This is a genomic window from Paraburkholderia aromaticivorans, assembly GCF_002278075.1.
Taxonomy (GTDB): domain Bacteria; phylum Pseudomonadota; class Gammaproteobacteria; order Burkholderiales; family Burkholderiaceae; genus Paraburkholderia; species Paraburkholderia aromaticivorans.
Map to the genome: position 1 here is coordinate 2,703,258 of NZ_CP022990.1, position 18,986 is coordinate 2,722,243.

The window sequence follows — 18,986 nt, forward strand, 5'->3', positions numbered from 1 at the left end:
CGCAGTCCGATACATGACGTTTCATCCGCGTGCATTGGCGACATAAGCCAGATACTTGCGCCGGGTCTAATGCTTTCAGGCCGGATCGTCTGGCTCAACGCCCTCGCGCATAAAAGGAGAAGAACCATGTCGGACCAGATTAATGATCGGCGTCGCCGTTTGCTCGGCACGGCGGTTGCGGGCATCAGCCTGATGGAACTCGGACTGAGCGGACTCGCCCGGGCGCAGTCGAGCGGCACGAAGCCGGGATCGCGGGTCGTTGCCTTCGATCAGCTGAAGCAGATCGACGCCGGGACGCTCAGCGTGGGCTATGCGGAGGCGGGTCCGAGCAATGGTCCGGTGGTGATCCTGCTGCACGGCTGGCCTTACGACATCTACAGCTTCGTCGAAGTCGCGCCGTTGCTCGCCGCCGCCGGCTACCGGGTGATCGTGCCGTACCTGCGCGGCTACGGCTCGACGCGCTTCCTGTCGGCGGACACGCCCCGCAACGGGCAGCAGTCGGTCGTTGCGGTGGACATCATCGCGTTGATGGATGCGCTGAAGATCGACAAGGCGATTTTCGGCGGCTTCGACTGGGGTGCGCGCACGGTAAACATCATTGCGGCGCTGTGGCCCGAGCGGTGCAAGGCGATGGTGTCGGTGAGCGGTTATCTGATCGGCAGTCAGGAAGCCAACCGGACGCCGTTGCCGCCAAAAGCGGAACTGGCCTGGTGGTATCAGTTCTATTTCGCCACGGAGCGTGGCTATGCGGGCTACGATGCGAACCGCCACGACTTCAACAAGCTGATCTGGCACACGGCATCGCCGAAATGGGATTTCGACGATGCAACGTTCGAACGCTCGGCGCAGTCGTTCAATAACCCGGATCACGTTGCGGTGGTGATCCACAACTATCGCTGGCGTCTGGGCCTCGTCAAGGGCGAGCCGCGGTACGACGAGCTGGAGAAGCGCCTCGCACAGGCGCCGGTCATTACCGTGCCGACCATCACGATGGAGGGCGACGCGAACGGCGCGCCGCATCCCGAACCGGCTGCGTATGCGAAGAAGTTCACCGGCAAGTATGCGCATCGGAACATTGGCGGCGGCATCGGGCACAACTTGCCGCAGGAGGCGCCGAAGGCGTTCGCCGATGCGATCATCGACGTCGCCAGGTTCTGAGCCGTGATCTGGGCTGGTCGCCCGACATGCGCTCGGCGGCACGAGTATGAACCCGCTCACTTCGCCGTGATCTTTTCGCAAGCCCGCACCTTTTGCCTTGCTGGCGATGACGATGCTGGCGCCCGGGCGGGCGGCGCCGCGCCATGCAATCGACTGGCCAGCCGCGGAACAGACCTGATTCGAACCAGGCGCGCGCACCTCATCTATTCGCCGAAAATACCGATCCCGTGCACCCGGCGACAGTGCTTGTCACATTCGTCGCCGATACTCACTGCGCGCATTGGTGCCCTGGCCCGAGGCCGCTAATAAAGTGACCGCGGCGGCAAATCAGCAGCACTCCGCATCTTTCGAAGTCGCTCGATTCCTCAGTTAAACCCTGATTGACCAGGGGTATTTACCTACAAAACAGTACGCCAGAGGCTGGTTTAACAAAGTTAGAATGTTTCGTCTAATTCTGCGCGGCAGAAGCGAATCGAGGGGGCCGGGAGCGGTTGTGTCAGCATCTGCATGCTTGCGAGCTGTTTTCGCCTACTCGTTTCGAGCGATTTGTGGGCTTAAGAAAGGAGTGCAGAGTGGTTTTTACGACGCCGGATCAATTTATCGCCATGCAAAGTGCCAATGTTGCGGTCGCGTTTTCGTTGGCACAGCAAACATTCCACTGTTTTGAAGCACTGACGAGGCTTAACCTGCAAGCCGCCAAGGTCACGCTCGCTGAAAGTGAACAGGCCTGGCAACAGGCAATCTCGGGCAAGACCCCTGTCGAATTGTTCGTTCAGCAAGCCGGCAATGCGCGCCCGGTGGCGGAGAAAATGCTGTCGTATAACAGTCATGTACTGGATATTGCGAAAAACGCGCAAGCCGAGTTTATGAAGGTTTTCGAAGATCGCTGCGCACAGTCCAATGCAAGGATGCAGACGGTGGTGGACGACCTTGCGCGTCATGCTCCGGCAGGTTCCGAGGTCGCGGTCACGGTGTTCAAGTCGGCGGTTTCCAGTGCTGGCGCGGCCTACGACGCCATGCGCAAGGCCACCGCGCAAGCCATTGCCATGGCGCAGGCAGGTCAATCGGCAATCCCTGTGCCGACGCGGGCCAAATAAAGCAATCAACCAACAGCAATGCTCAGGCAGCCTGGCGCGAATGCTTCAAGGCTGTTGTTTCGCTTTCCTGCAAGCAGGACGGATCGGCCGATTCGGAGACGAAATGGATATCGCATTGCTTGCCAATTCGTTCGACGGGCGATCCGAGGGCGCTCAAGAAAATAGCCGGGAATGTAATGGGAAGTCACGCTTCTTTTAAGAACGATCTTTTGCATATCGAAACGATAGTCACGACACTTGAGAGATTAACTTCCAAAGGTGATTCGATGGCGTGTACGTCGTTGGTGAACGAGCCGGGTTATTGGCGTCGGCGGATCGAGACGATACTGAATCAGCGCGACATATCCAGGGTAGATCGCGAGCATGCGGGCGCGTTGCTCAGACGGCTGCACGGAATCGTGAAGACGTCTGCGTAACGCTGAAAAATAAAACGGACATCCGAGGGCCGCGGAAAACGCGGATCAGCCAGTCCACAGGGGAAAGACATGACTCATGAATATTCTGAGAGCGGCTTGAACGTGCTGTCGGCCCACGCTTCAGGCCGTCATCGACTCGTCGTGCGCGCGGCGCTTCACGGTATGCGCATTGCCGCCATCTGGCAGGTGCTGATGCCGATTTCCAGAAACGTCGAAAAACTCGATGTCACCACGCCTCCCGGCGGCGGTTTTGAAGAGGTCACGATCGCACTCGCTCAGGCGCAGCGCGAGTTGGTGGATGCGATGATCGCGCGCTTCAGGAGCATGCCCTGGGTGACGAGCGCGACGCTTTGCTGAGCGATGTGTTCAGCGCAACCGTGACCAGTACGACGGCTTATTCCAGCGCCGCAGCCGGGCCGAAGAATTCATAACGGCTTTGCGATTCCGGCACGCCGATCGCCTTCAGGTGCTTCTTGATGGCTTTCATGAACGCGATCGGTCCGAGAAAATAGACGTCGACGTCGCGCGTTTCCGGCAACCACGCATCGAGACGCGTTTCGTCGAGATAGCCGATGCCGTGCGCGTCGGCATCGTCCGCGCGGCGCTGTTCGTAGCAATAGAAGCGCTTCAGCTTCGGGTGACGGGCGGCCAGTTGCTCGATCGTGTCGCGGAACGCATGAACGCCGCCATGACGCGCCGAATGAATGAAGTGCACGGTGCGATCTGTACTCAGCGCGGCTTGCAGCATCGCCAATGTAGGGGTGATGCCCACGCCGCCGCTGATCAGGACCAGCGGCTTGTCGTTGTGCTCGAGCTTGAAGTCGCCGGCCGGCGCATACAGTTCCAGGGTGTCGTTTTCGTTGACGCGCGTGTGCAGATGGTTCGACACCTTTCCATTCGGTTCGCGCTTCACGCTGATACGGTATTCGCGGCCATTCGACATGGCCGAGAGAGAGTAGTTACGCCGCACTTCTTCGCCGTCGATATGGAACCGCACGCCGATATATTGTCCCGGATGAAATGCGAGCAACTCGCCGTTGTCGTCGGGGCGCAGATAGAACGACGTGATCTCGTCGCTCTCCCGCACTTTACGGGCGACGCGAAAGAGCCGCGTGCCGCGCCAGCCGCCCGGCGCAGCTTCCCGCTCGGAGTAGATTTTCTCTTCGAGCCCGATCAGAAGATCGGCGAGTTGCTGATAGGCGGCGGCCCACGCTTCGATGACCGCATCGGTTGCGATTTCGGTGCCGAGCACTTCGCGGATGGCTCTGAGCAGGCACTGGCCGACAATCGGGTAGTGCTCCGGCAGGATATTCAGCGCGACGTGCTTGTTGATGATCTGCGAGACCAGCCCGCCGAGTTGTTCCAGTTGATCGATGTGGCGTGCGTACATCAGCACGCCGTTGGCGAGCGCGCGTGGCTGTGCACCGCTTGCCTGATTCGCGAGGTTGAACATGGGCCGCACCTCGGGATGCTCGCTAATGAGAATCTTGTAGAAGTGCGTGGTCAACGCTTCGCCGCCGCTTTCGAGAAGGGGAACGGTGGCTTTGACGATAGCGCGATGTTCGGCGGAAAGCATAGGAAGTCCTGGTAGTGAGTGGATAGCCAGTCGGGCTTCGACTGTCGTGCTTTTGTATCCATGTTTCGTGCCAGGTATAAAATGCAATTAAATCAACGATCTGAATTTAACTATGGTCACTTCGACCTTGGTCGGAAAGACTCCAGACGGAGTCAATCTGACTGCGCGGGCATTGCTCGACGTCCTGACGCCCCTGATCCTCGATCTCTCGCGTGACCTGTCCGACCGCGAGCGTTACCGGCGCCTGCTCAGCAGTTTGCGGGCGCTGTTTCCGGGCGATGCGGCCGCTTTGCTGCGGCTGGAAGGCGACACGCTGGTGCCGCTCGCGATCGACGGGTTAAGCAGCGACACGCTTGGACGGCGTTTCCGTGTCAGCGACCACCCGCGCTTCGAGCAACTGCTGTCGCGGCCGGAGCCGACGCGTTTCGCCGCCGACTCCGACCTGCCGGATCCCTACGACGGCCTCGTGCAAGGCACGGCCGGGCACCTCGAAGTTCACGACTGCCTGGGCTGTCCGCTGTTCGTTCGCGGCCGTCCATGGGGTCTGCTCACGCTCGACGCGCTGGATCCGGCGCGCTTCGACAGCATCGACATGGCCTCGCTGCAGGCGTTTCTGGGTCTCGCCGCTGCCACCGTGAGCGTCGTCGAGCGAATCGATACGCTGGCGCGCAGCAGCGAGGAAGAGCGGCGCCGCGCGGAAGCTTACCGGCAGGCGAGCAGCCAGAGCCGGCGCGAGATGGTTGGCAGCAGCGAGGCTCACACGCAACTGGTTCAGGAAATCGAGGTCGTGGCCGGCAGTGACCTGACCGTGCTGATCACCGGCGAGACCGGCGTCGGCAAGGAACTCGTGGCCAACGCGATTCATGCGCTCTCGTCGCGGGCCAACAAGCCGCTCGTCAGTCTGAACTGCGCCGCGCTGCCCGACACGCTCGTCGAGAGCGAGCTGTTCGGGCATGTGCGCGGCGCGTTCTCCGGCGCGTCGTCGGACCGGCGCGGCAAATTCGAGCTGGCGGACGGCGGAACGATCTTTCTCGACGAGGTGGGAGAATTGCCCCTTCAGGTGCAGGCGAAGCTGTTGCGGGTGCTGCAGAACGGGCAGTTGCAGCGAATCGGCTCGGACCATGAGCACAAGGTCGACGTGCGGCTGATCGCGGCAACCAATCGCGATCTCGCCGAAGAGGTGCGCGCGGGACGGTTCCGCGCCGACCTCTATCATCGTTTGAGCGTCTATCCGCTACGCGTGCCGCCGCTGCGCGAACGCGGCCGCGATGTGCTGCTGCTCGCAGGGTTTTTCCTCGAGGAGAATCGTTCCCGGCTCGGCCTGCTGAGCCTGCGTCTTGCGGCGGATGCGCAAGCCATGCTGCTGCGCTACCCGTGGCCGGGCAACGTGCGTGAACTCGAGCACCTGATCGGGCGCAGCGCGCTCAAGGCGCTGGCCGCGAATCGCGAGCGCCGCCGGATCCTGACGCTGAGCGCCGCCGACCTGGCGTTGTCGTCCACACCGGACGAGACGAGCAACCAGACGCCCGTGCAGACAACCGGTGCCGGAACGAAGGACTTCCGCAGCGCGGTAACCGAGTTCGAGCGGGCCACCGTGCTCGACGCTCTCGCGCGCCATCACCAGAATTGGGCGGCTGTCGCGCGTGAGCTCGCCCTCGATCGGGCGAATCTGAACCGGCTGGCCAAACGGCTTGGCCTCAAATGAAGCGGCGGCGCAAACGGGCCGACGCCGCCGCTCGACCGTTATTCTGCGATCGAGAATCGCGCCGGGCGCTTTTGCGGCGCCTTGGTGGGACGCTCCACGCGCGCGGTGGCGCCGCGAATGAAGAGAATGGCGCAAATGGCCAGCATGGACCAGATGCAGAGAATGACCGTCAAAGTGCTCATTTCAGTTTTCGGGGTGGAGACTGCGATTGGGGCTGCCCGGCCTGCCGGCCGGTCAATGCGTCGTATGCGGGCCGCTGCCGTCGAACAGGAGTTCGTCGATCAGGCGCGTGGCCAGTGCCAGTTGCTGTTCGAGCGATGCGCGCGCGGCTTCGGCGCCCGCCGCGTCGCCGCGTGCAACCGCGTCGTGAGCCTGAGTTGCAAGGCACAACACGCTTTCCGACGCGAGGTGCAACCCGCGCATCGTTCCGGCGTCGGCGCCCGGCACCGGGCTGGTCCATTCGGTCGTCGAAACGGGCGGCAAGCCGGTTTCGAACTCGTTATCCTGGTCGTGGCGGGAAGACATTGTAGGTTCCTTGCTCGATGGGCACGCTGTGAGTGTGCGCTGGCACGCGGGGTTTCAATCGGTCGAACAAAAGCCTGTTTTTTGGTCAATCTGCGGTAGTTGGGAAATCGAAGTATTCCGCTGAAGAATACTCGCCCGGCGGCCGCCAATCAACCCGTGCGGCGCCGCCGGCGCTCCGTCCTTCCTCGTCCATCACTCCGGCTTCTTTCCGCCCGGCCCATCCTGCGACTCCAGCGCGGCAACCATCTCCCGCACCGCGGTCCGAAGTTCCGGCACATAGCGCCGTTTCGCCTCCGCGAGCGTTACTGCCCGCGACAGAAACACCACGTTCAGACTCCCCAGCACGCGCTCGCGCGAAACGATCGCAACGGCGACCGCACCGATCTTGCTCTGCGCCGACCAGTCGCCGTGATTGGAGCCAAAGCCGTCCGCGCGCACCCGCTTGACCAGGCTTTTTATCAACCTGTCGTTCGCGGCGAGCGCCTTCTGTTCTTCACCGCCGGCACCGGAGCGCAGCAAGTCGAGAATCTCCTCGCGCTCCTCGTCGGGACACATTGCAAAGTAGGCGCGCCCCGCAGCCGTCAGCAGAATCGGCAAGCGGCGGCCCACCATTGAACGGTGAAACGAGAGCGGACTGAAGCGGTGCGTCGTCTCGCGGATGATCATCGCGTCGCCGTCCGGCGTGGTCAGATCCGAAGGCCACGCAACGCGCTGCAGCAACTGCCCCATGATCGGCGGCGCGATCGTCGCAATCCGTTCGTTATCCGTAAAACCTTCGCTCAACGAACGAACCTTCAGCGTCAATCGGAAACTGTCGTCCGACGCGCTGCGCCGCACGAAGCCTTCTTCCATCAACGTCTCCAGCAGCCGCCGCGCGGTGGTGCGATGCAGGCCCGTCAGCTCGCTGATCTGCTGGCTGGTGGCGCGGCCGCTGTCCATGGAATTGAGCGCCTGGAGCACTTGCAAGCCACGCGCGAGACCCCGCACATTCGTATACTTTGTCACCAAAAAACCTCGATAAATCAACTATGTGCATTGTATGCACATTTTTCACAAATTGTTGAGGGCATCCGGCGCGAGTCCTAGACTGCGAGCAAATCAACAATTCAAGGAGACGCGAGAGGCCGCATCCCATGCGCGACTTTTTCGCCATGGCGATACGCAATCGTCCCCGTGCTCTCCCTGGATATTTCACACAAGTCCGCTATCTGAAGCGGCGGCGCGCCGTGCCGCTCGCGTCAAAGGAGACAGTATGTACCCGTCCAATGATCCGGCGACCGCAAGCGGTCGCAGTGAAACCGTGTGCGCCGATGTCGCGATCATCGGCGCCGGACCCGTCGGTTTGATGATCGCCAACTACCTGGGCTTGCAGGGCGTGCGCGTGGTGCTGCTGGAAAAGCTCGAACAGATCATCGACTATCCGCGCGCCATCGGCCTCGACGATGAAGCGCTACGCGTGTTCCAGTCCGTCGGCCTGGCCGACGTGCTGTTGCCGCATACCACACCAGACCACTGGATGCGTTTTGTCACGCACAGCGGGCATTGCTTCGCGTCGATCGAACCGCGCACCGACGAGTTCGGCTGGTCGCGCCGCAATGCATTCATTCAGCCGCTCGCGGATCGTGTGTTGTACGAAGGGTTGCGCCGCTTCCCGCATGTCCGGGTGCTGTTCGGCACGAACGTGAGCGGGTTCACACAGGACCAGAGCGGCGTGACGATCGCGGCGGAGGACGCGAAAGGCGGCCGCCGCACGGTGCGCGCGTCGTACATGGTCGGCGCGGACGGTGGCAACAGCTTCGTGCGCCGCATGCTCGACGTGCCGTTCGAGGGGAGGACCAAGCCGAATCAATGGATCGTGGTGGACGTGCGCAACGATCCGATCGGCTCGCCGCACGTGTACATGCATTGCGATCCGCAGCGGCCGTACGTATCGGCGGCGTTGCCGCACGGCATTCGCCGCTTCGAATTCATGGTGATGCCGGGCGAAACCGAAGAGGAACTGTCCAAGCCGGAGAACATGGCCGCGCTGATCCGCAAGGTGGTGGCCGATCCGCAGAAGGTGGACTACATCCGCAAGCGCGTCTATACGCACAATGCGCGGCTCGCGAGCCGCTTTCGCGTGGACCGCGTGCTGCTGGCCGGCGACGCCGCGCACATCATGCCGGTCTGGCAAGGGCAGGGCTATAACAGCGGGATTCGCGACGCGAGCAATCTCGGCTGGAAGCTGGCGATGGTGGTCAAGCAACTCGCCGGCGAGGCATTGCTCGACACCTACACGGCGGAGCGCCGCGCGCACGCCCGCTCGATGATCCATCTTTCGGAAGTGGCCGGCGACATCTTCGCGCCGACGAGCCGCTTCGGCATCAAGTTCCGCGACGCCTTCGTGCGCACCTTCAACGTGATCCCCGCCATGAAGCGCTACTTCGTGGAGATGCGTTTCAAGCCGATGCCGCGCTATGAAACGGGCGTCGTATTGCTCACGGAGCGCAAACGCAAGCACGGTGTGCTGGCTCGCGTGCTGGAGCGCTCCGGCCATTCCGCACCCGGCCGGCTGCTCGGCCTGATGAGCGAAAAGCGCGAGTCCCTGCTCGGCCGCCTCGTCTATGGCCGTGATCCGCTGTGTCATTCGCCGGTCGGGCGCATGTTCATTCAGCCGCGTGTGCGGACAGTGGACGGCGGCGTCACGCGTCTCGACGACGTGCTCGGCAATCGCTTCGCGATCATCGGCTGGGGTTCGGATCCCACGTTCGGGTTGTCGCCGCTCGCGCGCGAAACCTGGCAGCGCCTCGGCGGCTGCTTCGTGCTCGCCAAGCCCGATACCCAGCTCGCTTTTCATGACGACGTGCCTGACGGCGTGATCGCCATCGGCGACGTGCAGGGCCGTCTGAAGGAGTGGTTCGCGCGCGTGCCGGAATCCGTGGTGCTGCTGCGGCCCGATCGTTTCGTGGCGGGCATGTGCACGCCGCAGCAGGTGTCGGCGTGCATCGGCGAACTCGCGCTCAAGCTGACATTGAAGGCCGGCGAGCGTGCCGCCGCCACGGTCGCGGCGAGCAACCCGGCTGAGGCGTCCGTAAGCGATGTCGCCGTGGCGGCGGGAGCCTGACATGCCGATGTTGCTCGAATGTCTTTCCCACACGCCGCTCGCCGGCTATTGCGACCCGGCGCCCGAGATCGTCGCGGAAGTCGGGCGGATTCACGCCGCGGCGCGCGCACGCGTTGCCGCCTTCGACCCGCAACTGGTCGTCGTGTTCGCGCCGGACCATTACAACGGTTTCTTCTACGACGTGATGCCGCCGTTCTGCATCGGCGCCTCGGCGAGCGCGATCGGCGACTTCGGCAGTCTGGCGGGTCAGCTTGCGGTACCCGCCGGCACCGCGCTCGATCTCGCACAAGCCGCGCTCGAAGCCGATGTCGACGTTGCCGTGTCGTACCGCATGCAGGTCGATCACGGTTGCGCGCAGGCGCTGGAGATTCTCACGGGCGCACTGGATCGTTATCCGGTCGTGCCGGTGTTCATCAACTCGGTTGCGCCGCCCATGGCGTCGTGCCGCCGTGCGCGTTTGCTCGGCGACGCGCTGGGGCGCCGCCTCGCGCTGATGAATCAACGCGTGCTGTTGATCGGCTCCGGCGGTATTTCGCACGAACCGCCGGTGCCGGAACTGGCGGGCGCAACGGACGAAGTCGCCGAGCGGCTGATTGCCGGCCGCAATCCGTCGGCGCAAGCGCGGGCGGCGCGCGAGGCTCGCACCGTCGCGGCGGCCCGCGCGTTCGCCGCGGGCGACAGCCGCCTGCATCCGCTCAATCCCGAGTGGGACCGCGCGTTCCTGAGGCTGCTCGAAGAAGGGGAGTTGCCCGCACTCGACGGCTTCACCGACACAGCGATCACGCGCGCCGCCGGCAAGTCCGCGCACGAGGTGCGCACGTGGATTGCCGCGTTCGGCGCGTTGCAGGCGCACGGACCCTATCGCGCGACGCTCGATTACTACCGGCCGATCCCCGAGTGGATCGCGGGCTTCGGCGCGATGCACGCGCGGCCCATTGCCGAAACCGTTTGACGAATCACGGAACCCGCCATGAACCACCAAAGCCATGCTGAAGCGCTAGCCCTGCGGCTGCGCGAATCCGAGCGCACTCGTCAGACCATCGCGCCGTTGCGCGACGACGAGCGCTTCGTCCAACTGAATGCAGCCGACGCCGCCGGGTTCGCCTACGCCGTCCAGCAGACCAACGTCCAGGCGCGCGTGGGCGCCGGCGAGCGCATCGTCGGGCGCAAGATCGGTTTGACCTCGCCCGCGGTGCAACGCCAGCTCGGCGTCGCGCAACCGGACTTCGGCGCGCTGTTCGCGTCGATGGCTTATGGCGACAGCCAGCCGATCCCGCTCGGCGAACTGATTCAGCCGAAGGTCGAGGCGGAAATCGCGCTCGTGCTCGAACACGATCTCACGCATGAAAAGCACACCTACGCCGACCTGATTCGCGCGACCGCCTATGCGGTCGCCGCCATCGAGGTCGTGGACAGCCGCATCGAGGGCTGGAATATCCGCTTTGTCGATACCGTCGCGGACAACGCGTCGAGCGCGCGCTTCGTGCTCGGCAGCCGCCCGGTGCTGCTGCGCGACGTCGATCTGGCGGCGTGCGCGATGACCCTCTCGAACGAGGCCGAAGCGCTCTCGCGCGGCAACGGCGCAGCGTGCCTGGGCAATCCGCTGAACGCCGCCGTGTGGCTCGCGGACCGCATGCAGCAGCTCGGCACGCCGCTGCGAGCCGGCGATGTCGTCCTGACCGGCGCGCTCGGTCCGATGGTCGCGGTGACGCAGCCCGGCACTTTCAGCGCGCAGATCGAAGGCCTCGGCAGCGTTCGCGCGACTTTCTCCGCATAAGCATTCACCCGATTGAGGACTGACATGGCAAGCGAAAAACTCAAGGCCGCGATCATCGGCTCCGGCAACATCGGCACCGATCTGATGATCAAGATCATGCGGCACGGCGAGCATCTGGAGGTGGCGGCGATGGTCGGCATCGACGCGGCGTCCGACGGTCTCGCGCGCGCCGCGAGGCTGGGCGTCGCGACCACGCACGAAGGCGTGGAAGGGCTGACGCGTCTGCCGGTGTTCAACGACATCGACTTCGTGTTCGACGCGACCTCCGCCGGCGCGCATGTGAAAAACGACGCGTTCCTGCGCGCGCTGAAACCGGACATCCGCCTGATCGATTTGACGCCTGCCGCGATCGGTCCGTATTGCGTGCCGGTCGTGAATCTCGACGCGTATATCGACAGCCGCAACGTCAACATGGTGACGTGCGGCGGTCAGGCAACGATTCCGATGGTGGCCGCGGTCTCGCGCGTGGCGAAGGTGCATTACGCGGAAATCGTCGCGTCGATCAGCAGCAGGTCGGCCGGTCCCGGTACGCGCGCGAATATCGACGAGTTCACCGAAACGACTTCGAAGGCGATCGAAGCGGTGGGCGGCGCGGCCAAAGGCAAAGCGATCATCGTGCTCAATCCGGCCGAGCCGCCGGTGATGATGCGCGACACGGTCTACGTGCTGTCGGATCTCGCCGCGCAGGCGCAAGTGGAAGCCTCGATCGAAGCCATGGCCGCCGCCGTGCATGCGTATGTGCCGGGCTATCGCCTGAAGCAGAAGGTGCAGTTCGACGAGATCGCCGCCGACGCGCCGCTGAACATTCCGGGCCTTGGCCGCTTCAGCGGTTTGAAGACCTCGGTGTTCATCGAGGTGGAAGGCGCGGCGCATTACCTGCCGGCGTATGCGGGCAATCTCGACATCATGACCTCGGCCGCGCTCGCGACCGCGGAGCGCATGGCGCAATCCCTCGTGCAGGCATAAGGAGACGCTTCTCATGGACAAGAAACTGTATATCTCCGACGTGACGCTGCGTGACGGCAGCCACGCGATCCGTCATCAGTATTCGATCGACAACGTGCAGCGGATCGCCCGCGCGCTCGACAAGGCGAAGGTGGACAGCATCGAGGTCGCGCATGGCGACGGCTTGCAAGGCTCGAGTTTCAACTACGGCTTCGGCGCGCATAGCGACCTCGAATGGATCGAGGCGGTCGCGGACGTGGTCGAGCACGCGCAGATCGCCACGCTGCTGTTGCCGGGCATCGGCACGATTCACGATCTGAAGGCGGCGTACCAGGCCGGCGCGCGCATCGTGCGGGTCGCGACGCACTGCACCGAGGCGGACATTTCGAAGCAGCACATCGAATACGCGCGCGAACTCGGCATGGACACGGTCGGCTTCCTGATGATGAGCCACATGACCACGCCGGAGAACCTCGCCGTCGAAGCAAAGAAGATGGAACAGTACGGCGCGACCTGCATCTACGTGGTCGACTCCGGCGGCGCGATGAACATGAACGATGTGCGCGCGCGCTTTCGCGCATTGAAGGCCATGCTGAAGCCGCAGACGAAGACCGGCATGCACGCGCACCACAACCTGAGCCTCGGCGTCGCGAACTCGCTCGTCGCCGTGGAAGAAGGTTGCGACCGCATCGATGCGAGTCTCGCGGGCATGGGCGCGGGTGCGGGCAATGCGCCGCTGGAAGTGTTCATTGCCGCGGCCGAACGCGCCGGCTGGCACCACGGCACCGATCTCTACACGCTGATGGATGCCGCCGACGAGATCGTGCGGCCGCTGCAGGACCGTCCGGTGCGCGTGGACCGTGAAACGCTGGCGCTCGGTTATGCGGGCGTGTATTCGAGCTTCTTGCGGCACGCCGAAGTGGCCGCAAAGAAGTACGGGCTGAAAGCCGTCGACATTCTCGTCGAACTGGGCAAGCGGCGCATGGTCGGCGGCCAGGAAGACATGATCGTCGACGTGGCGCTCGACCTGAAACGCGCGGCCAGCGTCTAGCGCATTGGTTCAGAAGCCGGGCGGCCGTCCGCGTCGTCCACCCCACCCAGCGTTATCGCCGGCAAGAGCGATGCTGAAAACACATTGGAGACTTTTTATGCAGCGATCAACCAACACTCGCCCCACCGGTGCCGTCACGATCGGCCTCTGCCTGATCGTCGCGTTACTGGAAGGGCTGGACCTGCAATCGACCGGCGTCGCCGCGCCGCGCATGGCCCGCGAATTCCATCTCGCGGTCGCGCAGATGGGCTGGGCATTCAGCATCGGCGCGCTCGGCCTGCTGCCGGGCGCCGCGATCGGCGGACGGCTCGCCGACAAGCTCGGCCGCAAGCGCGTACTGATGCTGTCGGTCGCGCTGTTCGGCATCTTCTCGATCGCCACTACGCAGGTGTGGGACTTGAACAGTTTGCTGGCCGCGCGCTTTCTCACCGGGCTCGGGCTCGGCGCCGCGATGCCGAACCTGATCGCGTTGTGCTCGGAAGCGGCGTCGCCGGATCAACGCAACACGGCGGTGGGCGCGATGTATTGCGGCATGCCGTTCGGTGCGGCGCTCGCGGCGGTGATCGGCATCGTCAGTCCGGGCGATGCGAGCTGGCGGCATATCTTCTACGTGGGCGGCGTGGGACCGCTGCTGGTGCTGCCGTTGCTGGCGCTCTACATGCGCGAGTCGGCGCATTTCGTCGCCGCGCGCCCGGCCGCGGGCGGCGCGCGCGGGATGGGCGAGGCGCCGTCCGGCATCGCGCAGGCCTTGTGGAAGGAAGGGCGGGCCGGTACGACCGTCGCGTTGTGGATCAGCTATCTGGGCACGTTGATCGTCCTGTACTTCCTGATCAACTGGCTGCCGTCGCTGGTGTTGAGCCGTGGGCTCTCGCGCGTGCAATCCAGCGTCGTGCAGATGATGTTCAACATCGGCGGCGGCATCGGGGCGATCGTGATCGCGAGCCTGATGGATCGCATCGGCAAGCGGCGCACCGTGACCGGCATGTATCTGGGCATCGCCGCGGCATTGGCGGCGCTCGTCGCCGCGAACGGCGGCGTGTCCATGGCGTGCGGCGGTTTGCTCGCGGGGCTGTTTCTCGTCGGCGGACAGTCGGTGTTGTATGCGCTCGCGAGCAGCATCTATCCGACCCACGTGCGTGGCACCGGCGTGGGCGCGGCGGTGGCGGTAGGGCGCATGGGCTCGATTCTCGGGCCTTTGATCGCGGGGCAGTTGCTGGCGATCGGGCAGAGTGCGTCCGTGCTGCTGAGCGCGAGCATTCCGTTGATCGCCGTCGCGGCGATCTCGGCGTGGCTCGTGGTGGACAAGTCCGCGCCTGTTTATGCGCCGGCGACCGCGCAATAGCGCAAGGGCGCAAGCGCGCAACCGTCGCATAGCGCCATCGAATCCGGATCGCGCGCCCCCGCGTAGCGTGCGCGCTCAACCAACTCTCTTCAGACAAAGGAAAGCACCATGACCTCGAATGTATCGGCCATCACCGAAGCATCGACCAGCAGATTCGTGCGTATCAAGGAGGGCGATCGCGACGTGCAGTTGCACTACAACGACGCCGGACAGGGCGCCGAAACCGTGGTGATGCTGCACGGCTCGGGCCCCGGCGCGAGCGGCTGGGCGAACTTCAACCGCAATGTCGAGCCGCTCGTCGCCGCGGGCTACCGGGTCATCCTGATGGACTGCCTGGGTTGGAGCAAAAGCGATCCGGTGGTGTGCGACGGCTCGCGTTCCGAACTCAACGCGCGTTCGTTGCAAGGCCTGCTCGACGCGCTCGACATTGAACGCGTGCACATCATCGGTAACTCGATGGGCGGCCATAGCGCCGTGGCATTCGCGCTCGCCAATCCGCGGCGTGTCGGCAAACTGGTGCTGATGGGCGGCGGCACCGGCGGCCCGAGCCAGTTCGTGCCGATGCCGACGGAAGGCATCAAGCTGCTGCAAGGCCTGTATCGCGAACCGACGATTGAAAACCTGAAGCGGATGATGAACGTGTTCGTGTTCGACGCCCAGGCATTGACCGACGATCTGATGCAGGCGCGGCTCGACAATATGCTCGCGCGTCGTGATCACCTGGAAAACTTCGTGAAGAGTCTCGCGGCGAATCCGAAGCAGTTCAACGACTTCGGTCCGCGCCTGGGCGAAATTGCGGCGCCGACGCTGGTGATCTGGGGGCGCGACGATCGCTTCGTGCCGATGGATGTGGGTTTGCGTCTGGTTGCCGGCATGCAGAATGCCGAGATGCATATTTTCAGCCGCTGCGGTCACTGGGCGCAGTGGGAGCATGCGGAGAAATTCAACCGCATGGTGGTGGATTTTCTGGCGCACTGAGGCGCGGCGCCGATGGGCATCGACAGGCGCCGCGTGCAGACACGCGAGCGCCAAAGTGTTCCGGACTGCGATCTTATTGCGTACCGGTCTGCGCCGGTGCCTGCGGAGCCGGGGTGACCCGCGCCGATTGCCGCACCAGTTCCTGTGTCATTGCTGCGCCGACGGGGTTCGAGCCGCGGTGGTCCTGGCTGACCGGGGCGGTCTGCATGGGCGGCGGCATCGGCAGCGACGGGTCGGGTTTGGAAGATTCCTTGACGAGCTGTTCCGTCATGGCTGCCGCGACGGCATTCGAGCCGTGCCGGCTCAGATCGTCGCGCGCACGGCCGACAGGCTGCGCCGTGTCTGCTTTCGCCGCGGCAGGTTCGCGTGTTTGCACCGATGTGCTCGCGTGGCCCGGCTGCTTATGCCGTGAGATTTGCGGACGCGCTTCCGTTTGCGCGTCGGTGGCAATGGGGGCCGGTATGGACGGGGACGGCGCCGCCGCCGCGATCTGACCCGTACTGTTCGCGGAGGGCGAAGTGGGAACCACATTGCCTGCGATCACGTGCGTGCCGTCCACGCGCGGACCCACGGCCGTCGTCGTGACGGAGTTGGTCGTCACCGCGTCTGGCGCGGCGTCGGAGTGCTCGCCTTTAGGGAGAAGCTGGTAAGAGATGAATCCCACGTCCACCAGAACCAGCGCGATAATCAACGCCTTGCCTGTATTCGTCATATCCAAAACCGAGTCGTTCGAGTGAGATGATCGAGTCATGATAATCGAACGCCAAAAAACATTCTGCGCGGGCGTTTTGCAATGCGATTTATGCGGTTTTCTCCACACGTATTGACACCGTTCTGACACCCTTCGTTAGTGAGTTCATCAAATCGTTCGTCAAGCGCCGGCGGGCTCCGCGCGTTTCACCGCGAAGTCCCAGCGTTGCGCCTGCGCGGTCTCGACTTTGGCGGGCAATAATCCGGCCTGGAAGAACGTGTCCGCGATCTTCTGCTGTTCACCGAAATTCTGTGCAACGACGGGACGCACCAGATAACTCCGGCGGGCATTCGCACGTTCGATCGTGGCGGCGTCGAGTCCCCAGATCGGCGCAAGTGTCTGGGCAGCCTGCTGAGGATGCGCGCGCAACCAGACGCCGGCCTGCGTCAACTGGTCGAACACGATCTGGATGACCTCGGGATGCGCCGCCGCGAACCGGTTCGACGCGAGGTAGTAGCGCTGGTACGACGCGAGTCCCTTGCCGTCCGCGAGAATGCGCACGTCGGCATCGCGGTCGACGGATGCCACGTACGGATCCCAGGTGACCCACGCATCGACGCTGCCGCGCTCGAAGGCCGCGCGGCCGTCGGCCGGCGTGAGGTAGCTGATCCGCACGTCCGCGGGCGCGAGCCCCGCCTTGATGAGCGCCGCGAGCAGCAGATAGTGGCTGCCGGCGGCCTTGGTCACGGCAATGCGCTTGCCCTTGAGATCGGCGAGCGTATGCAGCGCGCCATCCTGTTTGACGATGATCGCCTGGGCACCCGGCGACGGCGCTTCCTGCGCGACATAGACGAATCGCGCATGCGCGGCTTGAGCAAAGATCGGTACGGTGTCGGCGACGTCCGCGCTGAAATCCACGGCCTCGACATTGAGCGCCTCGGTCAAGGGCAAACCGCTCGAAAACTCATTCCACGACACGCGCACACCCAACGGCGCGAGGGCCTTGTCGAGCGACCCGCTCGCCTTGAGCAGCGTGGTCAACGTCGACGACTTCTGATAGCCGATCCGCAGCGCGGTCGGCTCTGCGTTGGTGGCCGACGTTTGCGGGTAGCCGCGCGGCGCGAGCGTGCTGAGCGAGGAAGCCAGCGCGACGCGGATAAAAGCCCGTCTGGTGAGGAGCGCCATGGTTCATAGTCCTTGAGTCGAATCTGAAGGGAAGGCCAATCGACCATCCTGGCAACGACCCTGCGCTGCGCGAACTGACCGTTTCAGCTAAACATCGAAGGCCAGCGCATAAGCACGGCGATGCGTGGGGAAGCCGGCTCCGGCGTGACGAATCGCATCGGCCATTGAATGCAAAAGATAAATATTGATTCGATATAAACATATCGAAAGAGAATAATTCTCCTGGGCCGTCTTGATCGCTACGCTTGCGGGCATATCGTCAGAGAGGACCTATGGCCGCTTCCACTTCCACGTCGTTTCTCGCACGGCGGCGCGCGCTCAAACGCCTGAGCGCTGTGCCGGCATTCGCCGCGTCAGGCGCATTCGATTCGCTCGCTGCTCATGCCGCCGAACTCGCGCCGGTCACACTCGTACTCGGCGATCAGGCGGGCGGTACGCGTGCGTTGGCCGAAGCCGCCAAGGTGCTCGACGGCGCGCCGTACGCGTTTCGTTGGGCCAACTTTCAGGGCGCGGCGCCGCTCTTCGAAGCGCAGCGCGCGGGCGCCGTCGATCTTGCGCCGGCCGGCGATCTGCCGGTGCTTGCCGCAGCCGTCGGCGACCCGACGCTGAAGATCGTCGCGACGCGCGTCGGTTCCGGCGAGCAACTCGGCATTCTGGTCGCGCAGGACTCGAAGATTCGCACGGTCGCGGATCTGAAAGGACGCACGGTGTTCGTTTCATCGGCGCGGGGCAGCATTTCGCAGTTTCAGCTCTACGGTGCACTAGCCGAAGCCGGTCTCTCGAAGGAGGACGTCAACGTCCGTTTCATTCTCCCCGTCGATGCGTTTGCCGCGTTCGCGTCCGGTTCGATCGAGGTGTGGGCCACGTTCGATCCTTATTACGGCATCGCCGTGCAGCGCGGCGCGCGCATTCTGCGCGACGGCGCCGGCATCAATAGCGGACTGGGTTTTATCACAGCATCCGGCACGGCCCTGGCGGAACCGCGCAAGCGCGCGGCGATTGCCGATGTGCTGCTGCGGTTCCAGCGCGCGGGCGATTGGGCACTCGCGAATCCCGACACCTACGCGCAAATCTATGCGACGCTGACACGTGCGCCGCTCGATGCCGCAAAGCGCATCACGCAGCGCGCGGCGCTGAAACAGCACTTTGTCGACGAGACGGATATCGGCGCATTGCAGAAGGTCGCCGACAGCGCCAGCCGCGATGCCATTCTGCCGCGGCGCATCGACGTGCGCGCGATTTCCGACACCCATATTGCGAACGGGTGACACGCGCGCACCGATAACCTGACATGAGCGGGCCGGGCGTGCGGCGCGCTCACGCTGCCGGCGTGTTCACGGCATATTGGGGTTTCACCGGAGCATAACGTGACGTCATGGGTCCTCAAACAATTCGGGCGTTGTCGCGGATAATTAGACTCACTATATTGGGCTCGAC

Annotated in this window: 18 protein-coding genes; 12 read left to right on the forward strand and 6 right to left on the reverse strand. The window is 63.9% G+C overall.

The window, feature by feature from the left end; translation table 11 throughout:
* Positions 1-126: 126 nt before the first annotated feature.
* The 3 genes from CJU94_RS31675 to CJU94_RS31685 all read left to right on the forward strand — a co-directional run bounded on the left by CJU94_RS31675 (position 127) and on the right by CJU94_RS31685 (position 3,028).
* Positions 127-1,158: an alpha/beta fold hydrolase gene (locus tag CJU94_RS31675; protein ID WP_095422472.1), complete on the forward strand. Its 1,032-nt coding sequence runs from the start codon at positions 127-129 to the stop codon at positions 1,156-1,158.
* A gap of 572 nt (positions 1,159-1,730) precedes the next feature.
* The gene (locus CJU94_RS31680) at positions 1,731-2,255 is read left to right on the forward strand and encodes a phasin family protein (protein WP_095422473.1); all 525 of its coding nucleotides are present in this window, start codon (positions 1,731-1,733) and stop codon (positions 2,253-2,255) included.
* A 485-nt stretch (positions 2,256-2,740) separates the two neighbouring features.
* Entirely contained in the window at positions 2,741-3,028 is a 288-nt protein-coding gene (locus CJU94_RS31685) for a hypothetical protein (protein ID WP_095422474.1), read from the forward strand.
* A 37-nt stretch (positions 3,029-3,065) separates the two neighbouring features.
* Here CJU94_RS31685 and hmpA read toward each other — a convergent pair whose 3' ends face one another.
* Positions 3,066-4,247, reverse strand: coding sequence for an NO-inducible flavohemoprotein (gene hmpA, locus CJU94_RS31690; RefSeq protein WP_095422475.1), 1,182 nt, complete (start codon positions 4,245-4,247; stop codon positions 3,066-3,068).
* 112 nt (positions 4,248-4,359) lie between these two features.
* Between hmpA and norR the strand changes: the two genes are divergently transcribed.
* Complete coding sequence (gene norR, locus CJU94_RS31695) at positions 4,360-5,952, forward strand: nitric oxide reductase transcriptional regulator NorR (protein WP_095422476.1); 1,593 nt, start codon at positions 4,360-4,362, stop codon at positions 5,950-5,952.
* Positions 5,953-5,990: 38 nt separating this feature from the next.
* Here the strand turns inward: norR and CJU94_RS41485 are convergent, their stop codons facing one another.
* From CJU94_RS41485 to CJU94_RS31705, 3 genes are all read right to left on the reverse strand, one after another.
* The gene (locus CJU94_RS41485; protein WP_167397589.1) at positions 5,991-6,134 is read right to left on the reverse strand and encodes a hypothetical protein; all 144 of its coding nucleotides are present in this window, start codon (positions 6,132-6,134) and stop codon (positions 5,991-5,993) included.
* A gap of 52 nt (positions 6,135-6,186) precedes the next feature.
* On the reverse strand, positions 6,187-6,477 hold the full coding sequence (locus CJU94_RS31700; protein ID WP_095422477.1) for a hypothetical protein: 291 nt from the start codon (positions 6,475-6,477) through the stop codon (positions 6,187-6,189).
* A gap of 192 nt (positions 6,478-6,669) precedes the next feature.
* Positions 6,670-7,482, reverse strand: a complete 813-nt coding sequence (locus tag CJU94_RS31705) for a DNA-binding transcriptional regulator (RefSeq protein ID WP_095422885.1) — start codon at positions 7,480-7,482, stop codon at positions 6,670-6,672.
* A 247-nt stretch (positions 7,483-7,729) separates the two neighbouring features.
* On the opposite strand from CJU94_RS31705, the gene CJU94_RS31710 reads away from it, so the two are divergent.
* From CJU94_RS31710 to CJU94_RS31740, 7 genes are all read left to right on the forward strand, one after another.
* Positions 7,730-9,580, forward strand: a complete 1,851-nt coding sequence (locus CJU94_RS31710; RefSeq protein WP_095422478.1) for a bifunctional 3-(3-hydroxy-phenyl)propionate/3-hydroxycinnamic acid hydroxylase — start codon at positions 7,730-7,732, stop codon at positions 9,578-9,580.
* 1 nt (position 9,581) lies between these two features.
* Positions 9,582-10,532, forward strand: coding sequence for a 3-carboxyethylcatechol 2,3-dioxygenase (locus CJU94_RS31715; protein WP_095422479.1), 951 nt, complete (start codon positions 9,582-9,584; stop codon positions 10,530-10,532).
* Positions 10,533-10,550: 18 nt separating this feature from the next.
* A complete protein-coding gene (locus CJU94_RS31720; RefSeq protein ID WP_095422480.1) occupies positions 10,551-11,357 on the forward strand; it encodes a fumarylacetoacetate hydrolase family protein in 807 nt (268 codons plus the stop codon).
* A gap of 24 nt (positions 11,358-11,381) precedes the next feature.
* Complete coding sequence (locus CJU94_RS31725; protein ID WP_095422481.1) at positions 11,382-12,323, forward strand: acetaldehyde dehydrogenase (acetylating); 942 nt, start codon at positions 11,382-11,384, stop codon at positions 12,321-12,323.
* Between the two features lie 13 nt (positions 12,324-12,336).
* Positions 12,337-13,353 (forward strand): 4-hydroxy-2-oxovalerate aldolase, encoded by a 1,017-nt coding sequence (gene dmpG, locus CJU94_RS31730; protein ID WP_095422482.1) that lies wholly within the window; start codon positions 12,337-12,339, stop codon positions 13,351-13,353.
* Positions 13,354-13,450: 97 nt separating this feature from the next.
* Positions 13,451-14,695 (forward strand): 3-(3-hydroxy-phenyl)propionate transporter MhpT, encoded by a 1,245-nt coding sequence (gene mhpT / locus CJU94_RS31735; protein WP_095422483.1) that lies wholly within the window; start codon positions 13,451-13,453, stop codon positions 14,693-14,695.
* Between the two features lie 108 nt (positions 14,696-14,803).
* Complete coding sequence (locus CJU94_RS31740; protein WP_095422484.1) at positions 14,804-15,673, forward strand: alpha/beta fold hydrolase; 870 nt, start codon at positions 14,804-14,806, stop codon at positions 15,671-15,673.
* A gap of 73 nt (positions 15,674-15,746) precedes the next feature.
* Here the strand turns inward: CJU94_RS31740 and CJU94_RS31745 are convergent, their stop codons facing one another.
* Both CJU94_RS31745 and CJU94_RS31750 read right to left on the reverse strand, forming a co-directional pair.
* Positions 15,747-16,493, reverse strand: a complete 747-nt coding sequence (locus tag CJU94_RS31745; RefSeq protein WP_341868373.1) for a hypothetical protein — start codon at positions 16,491-16,493, stop codon at positions 15,747-15,749.
* Between the two features lie 51 nt (positions 16,494-16,544).
* On the reverse strand, positions 16,545-17,549 hold the full coding sequence (locus tag CJU94_RS31750; protein WP_095422485.1) for an aliphatic sulfonate ABC transporter substrate-binding protein: 1,005 nt from the start codon (positions 17,547-17,549) through the stop codon (positions 16,545-16,547).
* 272 nt (positions 17,550-17,821) lie between these two features.
* Here CJU94_RS31750 and CJU94_RS31755 point away from each other — a divergent pair, with 272 nt between their 5' ends.
* Positions 17,822-18,817, forward strand: coding sequence for an ABC transporter substrate-binding protein (locus CJU94_RS31755; RefSeq protein WP_095422486.1), 996 nt, complete (start codon positions 17,822-17,824; stop codon positions 18,815-18,817).
* The last annotated feature ends 169 nt before the right edge of the window (positions 18,818-18,986 follow it).